Raw genomic sequence first — 7,134 nt, 5'->3', positions numbered from 1 at the left:
CCAATGAGCGCAATGTTTTCCATGATAGTTGTCATTTTCAGAAGACGACTGCACCAATTGACGGGGCGTAACGCCAGATGTGCAGGCGACTCCTGACAACGCAATATCAGAAGTCATCTGCACCAATCTCGACTATGCTCAATACTCGTGTGCACCAAAGCGAGGTGTGAGCATGGCGTCAGACACATCATTGATTGCCGAGCAAGGCGTGGCCACCCTGCCCGATGCGGCTTGGGCGCAGGCCCGGCAACGGGCGGAAATCATCGGGCCGCTGGCAGCGCTTGATGTGGTCGGGCATGAAGCCGCCGATGCCGCTGCTCACGCGCTTGGCCTGTCCAGGCGGCAGGTGTATGTCCTAATCCGCCGTGCCCGGCAAGGTGCTGGGCTTGTGACGGACCTGGCTCGCAGCCGATCCGGCGGCGGAAAAGGCAAGGGACGCTTGCCGGAATCAGTTGAGCGCATCATCCGCGAGTTGCTGCAAAAGCGCTTCCTGACCAAGCAGAAGCGTAGCCTGGCAGCGTTCCACCGCGAGGTCGCGCAGGCTTGCAAAGCGCAAAAGCTGCGGGCGCCGGCGCGCAACACCGTGGCTCTGCGGATCGCCGGCCTCGATCCGCTCAAGGCCACTCGCCGCCGGGAAGGTCAGGATGCGTCCCGCAGCCTGCAAGGTGTCGGTGGTGAGCCTCCCGCCGTGACCGCGCCACTGGAACAAGTGCAGATTGATCACACGGTCATCGACCTGATCGTGGTGGACGAGCGCGACCGGCAACCGATTGGCCGTCCGTATCTGACCATCGCCATCGACGTGTTTACCCGCTGCGTGCTCGGCATGGTCGTCACGCTGGAAGCGCCGTCATCTGTTTCGGTCGGCCTGTGCCTTGTGCATGTCGCCTGCGACAAGCGTCCCTGGCTGGAGGGTCTGAACATAGAAATGGAGTGGCCGATGAGCGGCAAGCCCAGGCTGCTCTACCTGGACAACGCGGCCGAGTTCAAGAGCGAAGCGCTACGCCGAGGCTGCGAGCAGCATGGCATCCGGCTTGACTATCGCCCGCTCGGGCAGCCGCACTACGGCGGCATCGTGGAACGGATCATCGGCACGGCGATGCAGATGATCCACGACGAATTGCCAGGGACGACCTTCTCCAACCCTGACCAGCGCGGCGACTACGATTCCGAAAACAAGGCCGCCCTGACGCTGCGTGAGCTGGAGCGCTGGCTCACATTGGCGGTCGGCACCTACCACGGCTCCGTGCACAACGGCCTGCTCCAGCCGCCGGCAGCGCGCTGGGCCGAAGCTATCGCGCGGACCGGCGTGCCAACCGTCATCACTCGCACCACGGCTTTTCTGGTCGATTTTCTGCCCATCATCCGCCGCACGCTGACCCGCACCGGCTTCGTCATCGACCACATCCATTACTACGCCGATGCGCTCAAGCCGTGGATAGCTCGGCGCGACCGCTTGCCTGCGTTCCTGATCCGGCGCGACCCGCGCGACATCAGCCGCATTTGGGTGCTGGAGCCGGAGGGGCAGCACTATCTGGAAATTCCATACCGCACCTTGTCGCACCCGGCTGTCACCCTCTGGGAACAACGACAGGCGCTGGCGAAATTGCGGCAGCAAGGGCGCGAACAGGTGGATGAGTCGGCGCTGTTTCGCATGATCGGCCAGATGCGCGAAATCGTGTCCACCGCGCAGAAAGCTACGCGCAAGGCGCGGCGCGACGCGGATCGACGCCAGCATCTCAAGGCAACGGCAGTTCTTTTCAAAACCACGCCACCACCGGACGCGGACATGGCTGACCCGCAGGCAGACAACCAGCCACCTGCCAAACCGTTCGACCAGATTGAGGAGTGGTAGCCGTGGAAGAATATCCCATCATCGACTTGTCCCACCTGATGCCGGTGGCCCAGGGCTTGGCCCGTCTTCCGGCGGACGAACGCATCCATCGCCTTCGCGCTGACCGCTGGATCGGCTATCCGCGAGCAGTCGAGGCGCTGAATCGGCTGGAAGCCCTGTATGCGTGGCCGAACAAACAACGCATGCCCAACCTGCTGTTGGTCGGTCCAACCAACAACGGCAAGTCGATGATCGTCGAGAAATTCCGCCGCACCCACCCGGCCAGCTCCGACGCCGACCAGGAGCACATTCCGGTACTGGTCGTGCAGATGCCATCCGAACCGTCGGTAATCCGCTTCTACGTCGCGCTACTTGCCGCGATGGGCGCGCCATTGCGCCCGCGCCCACGGCTGCCGGAAATGGAGCAATTGGCGCTGGCACTGCTACGCAAGGTCGGCGTGCGCATGCTGGTGATCGACGAATTGCACAACGTCCTGGCCGGCAACAGCGTCAACCGCCGGGAATTCCTCAACCTGCTGCGTTTCCTCGGCAACGAGCTGCGCATCCCGCTGGTCGGGGTCGGCACACGCGATGCCTACTTGGCGATCCGCTCGGACGACCAGTTGGAAAACCGCTTCGAGCCGATGATGCTGCCGGTGTGGGAGGCCAACGACGATTGCTGCTCACTGCTGGCCAGCTTCGCGGCTTCGCTCCCGCTGCGGCGACCCTCGTCGATTGCCACGCTGGATATGGCCCGCTACCTGCTCACGCGCAGCGAGGGCACCATCGGCGAGCTGGCGCACCTGTTGATGGCGGCGGCCGTCGCTGCCGTGGAGAGCGGTGAGGAAGCGATCAACCATCGCACGCTCAGCATGGCCGATTACACCGGTCCCAGCGAGCGGCGGCGGCAATTCGAGCGGGAACTGATGTGAAGCCAGCGCCACACTGGCCACTGCATCCGGCTCCCAGGGAAGGCGAAGCCTTGTCTTCGTGGCTCAACCGCGTGGCCCTTTGCTATCACATGGAGGTGTCCGAGCTGCTGGAGCACGATCTTGGTCACGGCCAGGTTGATGACCTGGACACCGCGCCACCACTGGCGCTGCTGGCGATGCTCTCCCAGCGGAGCGGCATCGAGCCGGACCGGCTGCGTTGCATGAGTTTCGCCGGCTGGGTGCCTTGGCTACTGGACAGCCTTGATGATCAGATTCCAGATGCATTGGAAACCTATGCGTTCCAGCTCTCGGTGCTGCTGCCGAAACTCCGCCGTAGGACGCGATCCATCACGAGCTGGCGTGCCTGGCTGCCCAGCCAGCCGATACATCGCGCCTGCCCGCTCTGTCTGAACGATCCGGAGAACCAAGCCGTACTGCTCGCGTGGAAGCTGCCCCTGATGCTGAGCTGCCCACTGCATGGCTGCTGGCTGGAATCCTATTGGGGCGTGCCAGGGCGGTTTCTCGGCTGGGAGAACGCCGACGCCGAACCGCGCACTGCCAGCGACGCGATTGCGGCGATGGACCAGCGTACCTGGCAGGCACTGACGACCGGCCACGTGGAGTTGCCGCGCCGACGCATCCACGCCGGATTGTGGTTTAGGCTGCTACGCACGCTGCTCGATGAGCTGAACACCCCGCTTTCGACGTGCGGCACCTACGCGGGGTATCTCCGCCAAATCTGGGAATGCTGCGGGCATCCGCTGCGTGCTGGGCAAAGTCTGTGGCGACCGTATGAAACCCTGAACCCGGCAGTACGGTTGCAGATGCTGGAGGCGGCGGCAACGGCAATCAGCTTGATTGAGGTGAGGGATATAAGCCCGCCAGGCGAGCACGCAAAGCTATTCTGGTCCGAGCCCCAAACCGGGTTCACCAGTGGCCTGCCGGCGAAAGCGCCGAAGCCCGAACCCGTCGATCACTGGCAGCGTGCAATCCAGGCCATTGATGAGGCCATCATTGAAGCACGACACAACCCCGAGACGGCACGCTCGCTGTTCGCGTTGGCTTCCTATGGTCGGCGCGACCCCGCTTCCTTGGAACAGTTGCGCGCCACCTTCGCGAAGGAAGGCATCCCCCCGGAATTTCTGTCACATTATGAGCCTAGCCTACCCTTTGCATGCCTTAGACAGAATGACGGGTTAAGTGACAAATTTTGACGTGCAGAGCTTCCCGATGCAAACTGTCACATAATCGAACGTATATGTGACAGGTACAAGATGCTGATTGGCTACATGCGAGTATCGAAGGCGGATGGCTCCCAGGCGACGGACTTGCAGCGCGATGCGCTGGTCGCGGCCGGTGTTGATCCGGCGCATCTCTATGAAGACCAAGCGTCCGGAAAACGCGAGGATCGTCCCGGTCTGGCGAGCTGTCTGAAGGCACTACGGCCAGGCGACACGTTGGTCGTTTGGAAACTGGATCGGCTCGGGCGCGACCTGCGCCATCTGATCAATACCGTCCATGACCTGACCGGACGCGGCATCGGCCTCAAGGTGCTGACCGGGCACGGCGCGGCCATTGACACCACGACCGCCGCCGGCAAGCTGGTCTTCGGTATCTTCGCCGCGCTGGCCGAGTTCGAGCGCGAGTTGATCGCCGAGCGCACCGTGGCGGGCCTGGCCTCAGCACGGGCACGCGGCCGGAAAGGCGGCCGGCCGTTCAAGATGACCGCCGCCAAGCTGCGGCTGGCGATGGCGGCAATGGGGCAGTCAGAGACCAAGGTCGGCGACCTGTGCCAGGAACTTGGCATCACGCGGCAGACCCTGTATCGGCATATTTCACCCAAGGGCGAGCTACGTCCAGATGGCGAGAAGCTACTCAGCCGAATTTGATGCCGACATGAGGCGACGTAGCGAAAGCGTGGTTTGTCTCAATTTGACGGCGGCGAACCGCAAGCGTTCGGTTCGCCGCTCGTTTCGGTCGCAGTGCTGGCCCGCGCCTGGAAACGTTGATAACACTCCAGCCCGCAGAAGTGCTCGACGTACTCCGCGCCTTCCGGTGTGAAGGCGGCATCGAGCGGAATTTCCTTGCAGCACACGCAGCAACTGGTGGCGGTCGGATCATTTGCATTCATGGTGGCACCCCTCCATTGACTGACGAAGACGGCGAATGCCGCCGCCGGCATCGGCTTTGCGAACAGAAAGCCTTGCCCGCGCTCGAACGCTTGGGCCCTCCGCCGTAGTCCATCCATCCGGCCGGGAAGCGCTCATGATCTTTCCCTGAATGCCCGCAACGCCCGCGCCAGTGACAGAAGAAACAGGCCGGTCAAACCGAGCGCCGTGATGACCCAATACTCGACAAGGAATGCACCGGCGGTTGTGCCGGCCAGCACGGCAGCGAGGATGGACAGGTGGCAGGGGCAAGTCAGCACGGCCAGCGTGCCCCACAGGTAGCCGGTGAACGGTTTGTGCGTCTCGGCCGGCATGCGCTCGGGGCTGTTCATGGCAAACTCTCCGCATGCTGTGCCGGCGCGGTCGGCATGGCGGCCAACTGCACTTCCAGATTGGCCAACGCTTCGCGCCGGCGTTCGACGAACTGACGCAGCACAGCAAGCTGCGCGGCAGTTTCATCGCAGTTCGCCGCATCCAGCGCCCGGCACAGCCGCGCCAATGCGCCGAGGCCGATGCCCGCCTCGAAGGCGGCCCACACGAAGCACAGTCGCTGCAAGGCGGCGTCATCGAACAGGCCGTAGCCACCCGTGGTGCAGGCGACTGGCCGCAGCAATCCGCGCAGCAGGTAGTCGCGCACGATATGCACGCTCACCCCGGCATCAAGGGCCAGCCGGGACACCGTGTAGGCGTTCATCGAACACCTCCTTTTGGTCGGTTCACGGCAATGCATATACCGTTTCGCCGAGTTCAATCCGCGCGCTGCGAATCCGATGCCGGTGCCGTAGAACATTGGGTCGATATCCGATCACGGTGTCCTAGATGACATGGTCTGCAACAGATGTCGATTAAACTCCTGGCCCAAGCCGAAAGCCTCGTGGACACTGACGATCGCCAATCCTTCCAATCCTTGATGCTTGGAGGCCCAGTCTTCCGCCGTCGGGACAGATGCAAAGAAATGTACATGGCAACAGAAGGACTGACGAACGTCGGCTGCTTCCTGCGGCAATACCAAGGACACCGCCATGCCGGCAGGTTCGACAGCCTGTATCTCGCTGGGTGAAACCGTGAGTGAAACGGGTGCTCCGGTTGCAGCGCAATGCGATGAGACGCGAGCTGTACGGCCGATCAGCGCCGGAAATATCAAGGTGTCCAGCGCGCACCAGGCATACAGACGGCGGTCGTCAATTTCAAAGACATACGAAGTCTCGCGCAAGGTGAGGCCGTAGCCGATGATGTTCCCATCTTTGTCATATTCGGTACTGGTGGCCTGTTCGAGTACGGCGGCCACTCGCTCAGCGGGCCAGTCGAGAATCCCGGCAAGTGTCGTTCGTGAAACCGGACGCCCCTTGGCGAGTTCCCGCAGTAGCGGGACCAAGAGATCCGCAGTACCATTGGTACGATTGACCGAAGTGAGACGTTCTAAAATATATGGGGCGAGCTTCATGGTTCCATCTCCTTTCATCCTGCGCAGCAGGACAATTGTTTGACATCCTTGGTGAAGGTCTGCGCCGCGAGCTTCAGCCCCTCGACCATCGTCAGGTAGGGGAACAACTGGTCAGCCAGTTCCTGTACGGTCATGCGGTTACGGATCGCGAGCACCGCCGTCTGGATCAGCTCGCCCGCTTCCGGGGCCACTGCCTGTACCCCAATGAGTCGTCCGCTACCTTCCTCGGCTTGTCCTTTCGAATTTGAATTGGATAGCGTAACCTTACTTCCGTACTCATGTACGGAGTCAAGCGGTATGGAAAATAATTTGGAGAACCTGACCATTGGCGTTTTTGCCAAGGCAGCCGGCGTCAACGTGGAGACCATCCGGTTCTATCAGCGCAAGGGCTTGTTGCCCGAGCCGGACAAGCCCTATGGCAGCATTCGCCGCTATGGCGCGGCGGACGTGACACGGGTGCGATTCGTGAAATCGGCCCAGCGGTTGGGCTTCAGCCTGGATGAAATCGCCGAGTTGCTGCGGCTCGACGATGGCACCCACTGCGAGGAGGCCAGCAGCCTGGCCGAGCACAAGCTCCAAGACGTGCGCGAGAAGATGGCCGATTTGGCGCGCATGGAGGCTGTGCTGTCTGACCTGGTGTGCGCCTGCCATTCGCGGCAGGGGAATGTTTCGTGTCCGCTGATTGCGTCGTTGCAAGGTGGAACGAGCTTGGCAGGGGCTTCCACAGCTTAGCGTGCTTTATTTAATGAGATGGTC

At 62.2% G+C, this 7,134-nt stretch carries 9 protein-coding genes and 1 pseudogene; 5 read left to right on the top strand and 5 right to left on the bottom strand.

All coding sequences use genetic code 11. The annotated features are described in order from the left end of the window. The first annotated feature begins 172 nt into the window (after nt 1-172). Genes GV764_RS01810 through GV764_RS01795 form a run of 4 tightly spaced genes read left to right on the top strand, consistent with a single transcriptional unit; the run spans nt 173 to nt 4,655 of the window. Nucleotides 173-1,855: a Mu transposase C-terminal domain-containing protein gene (locus GV764_RS01810; RefSeq protein WP_010791757.1), complete on the top strand. Its 1,683-nt coding sequence runs from the start codon at nt 173-175 to the stop codon at nt 1,853-1,855. Nucleotides 1,856-1,857: 2 nt separating this feature from the next. After that, a complete protein-coding gene (locus GV764_RS01805) occupies nt 1,858-2,766 on the top strand; it encodes a TniB family NTP-binding protein (protein WP_000393453.1) in 909 nt (302 codons plus the stop codon). Beyond that, entirely contained in the window at nt 2,763-3,980 is a 1,218-nt protein-coding gene (locus GV764_RS01800) for a TniQ family protein (RefSeq protein ID WP_011405615.1), read from the top strand. Before GV764_RS01805 ends, GV764_RS01800 begins: the two co-directional genes overlap by 4 nt. 60 nt (nt 3,981-4,040) lie before the next feature. Beyond that, on the top strand, nt 4,041-4,655 hold the full coding sequence (locus tag GV764_RS01795; RefSeq protein ID WP_010981357.1) for a recombinase family protein: 615 nt from the start codon (nt 4,041-4,043) through the stop codon (nt 4,653-4,655). Between the two features lie 38 nt (nt 4,656-4,693). Here the strand turns inward: GV764_RS01795 and GV764_RS22025 are convergent, their stop codons facing one another. The 5 genes and pseudogenes from GV764_RS22025 to GV764_RS01770 all read right to left on the bottom strand — a co-directional run. Then, on the bottom strand, nt 4,694-4,897 hold the full coding sequence (locus GV764_RS22025; RefSeq protein ID WP_005413391.1) for a DUF3330 domain-containing protein: 204 nt from the start codon (nt 4,895-4,897) through the stop codon (nt 4,694-4,696). A gap of 132 nt (nt 4,898-5,029) precedes the next feature. Beyond that, entirely contained in the window at nt 5,030-5,266 is a 237-nt protein-coding gene (gene merE / locus GV764_RS01785) for a broad-spectrum mercury transporter MerE (protein WP_005413392.1), read from the bottom strand. Next, nucleotides 5,263-5,628 carry a mercury resistance co-regulator MerD gene (gene merD / locus GV764_RS01780; RefSeq protein WP_031942307.1) on the bottom strand — a complete coding sequence of 122 codons (366 nt, stop codon included), beginning with the start codon at nt 5,626-5,628 and terminating at the stop codon, nt 5,263-5,265. Before merD ends, merE begins: the two co-directional genes overlap by 4 nt. Nucleotides 5,629-5,739: 111 nt before the next feature. Next, nucleotides 5,740-6,378 (bottom strand): organomercurial lyase MerB, encoded by a 639-nt coding sequence (gene merB, locus GV764_RS01775; RefSeq protein ID WP_000761850.1) that lies wholly within the window; start codon nt 6,376-6,378, stop codon nt 5,740-5,742. Nucleotides 6,379-6,392: 14 nt separating this feature from the next. Beyond that, a pseudogene (locus GV764_RS01770) lies at nt 6,393-6,608 on the bottom strand (mercury(II) reductase); the annotation flags it as partial. 67 nt (nt 6,609-6,675) lie between these two features. Between GV764_RS01770 and GV764_RS01765 the strand changes: the two are divergent. Beyond that, nucleotides 6,676-7,110, top strand: a complete 435-nt coding sequence (locus GV764_RS01765) for a mercury resistance transcriptional regulator MerR (RefSeq protein WP_010981353.1) — start codon at nt 6,676-6,678, stop codon at nt 7,108-7,110. Nucleotides 7,111-7,134: the final 24 nt, after the last annotated feature.

Source organism: Atlantibacter hermannii, from assembly GCF_009907385.1.
GTDB lineage: Bacteria > Pseudomonadota > Gammaproteobacteria > Enterobacterales > Enterobacteriaceae > Atlantibacter > Atlantibacter hermannii_A.
Note: the sequence above shows the minus strand (reverse complement) of the source record. Positions and strands in the feature narration are given on the sequence as shown.

Coding starts and splice junctions, on each gene's coding strand:
- GV764_RS01810 (WP_010791757.1), top strand. CDS start 173: ATGGCGTCAGACACATCATTGATTGCCGAGCAAGGCGTGGCCACCCTG.
- GV764_RS01795 (WP_010981357.1), top strand. CDS start 4,041: ATGCTGATTGGCTACATGCGAGTATCGAAGGCGGATGGCTCCCAGGCG.
- GV764_RS22025 (WP_005413391.1), bottom strand. CDS start 4,897: ATGAATGCAAATGATCCGACCGCCACCAGTTGCTGCGTGTGCTGCAAG.
- merE (WP_005413392.1), bottom strand. CDS start 5,266: ATGAACAGCCCCGAGCGCATGCCGGCCGAGACGCACAAACCGTTCACC.
- merD (WP_031942307.1), bottom strand. CDS start 5,628: ATGAACGCCTACACGGTGTCCCGGCTGGCCCTTGATGCCGGGGTGAGC.
- merB (WP_000761850.1), bottom strand. CDS start 6,378: ATGAAGCTCGCCCCATATATTTTAGAACGTCTCACTTCGGTCAATCGT.
- GV764_RS01765 (WP_010981353.1), top strand. CDS start 6,676: ATGGAAAATAATTTGGAGAACCTGACCATTGGCGTTTTTGCCAAGGCA.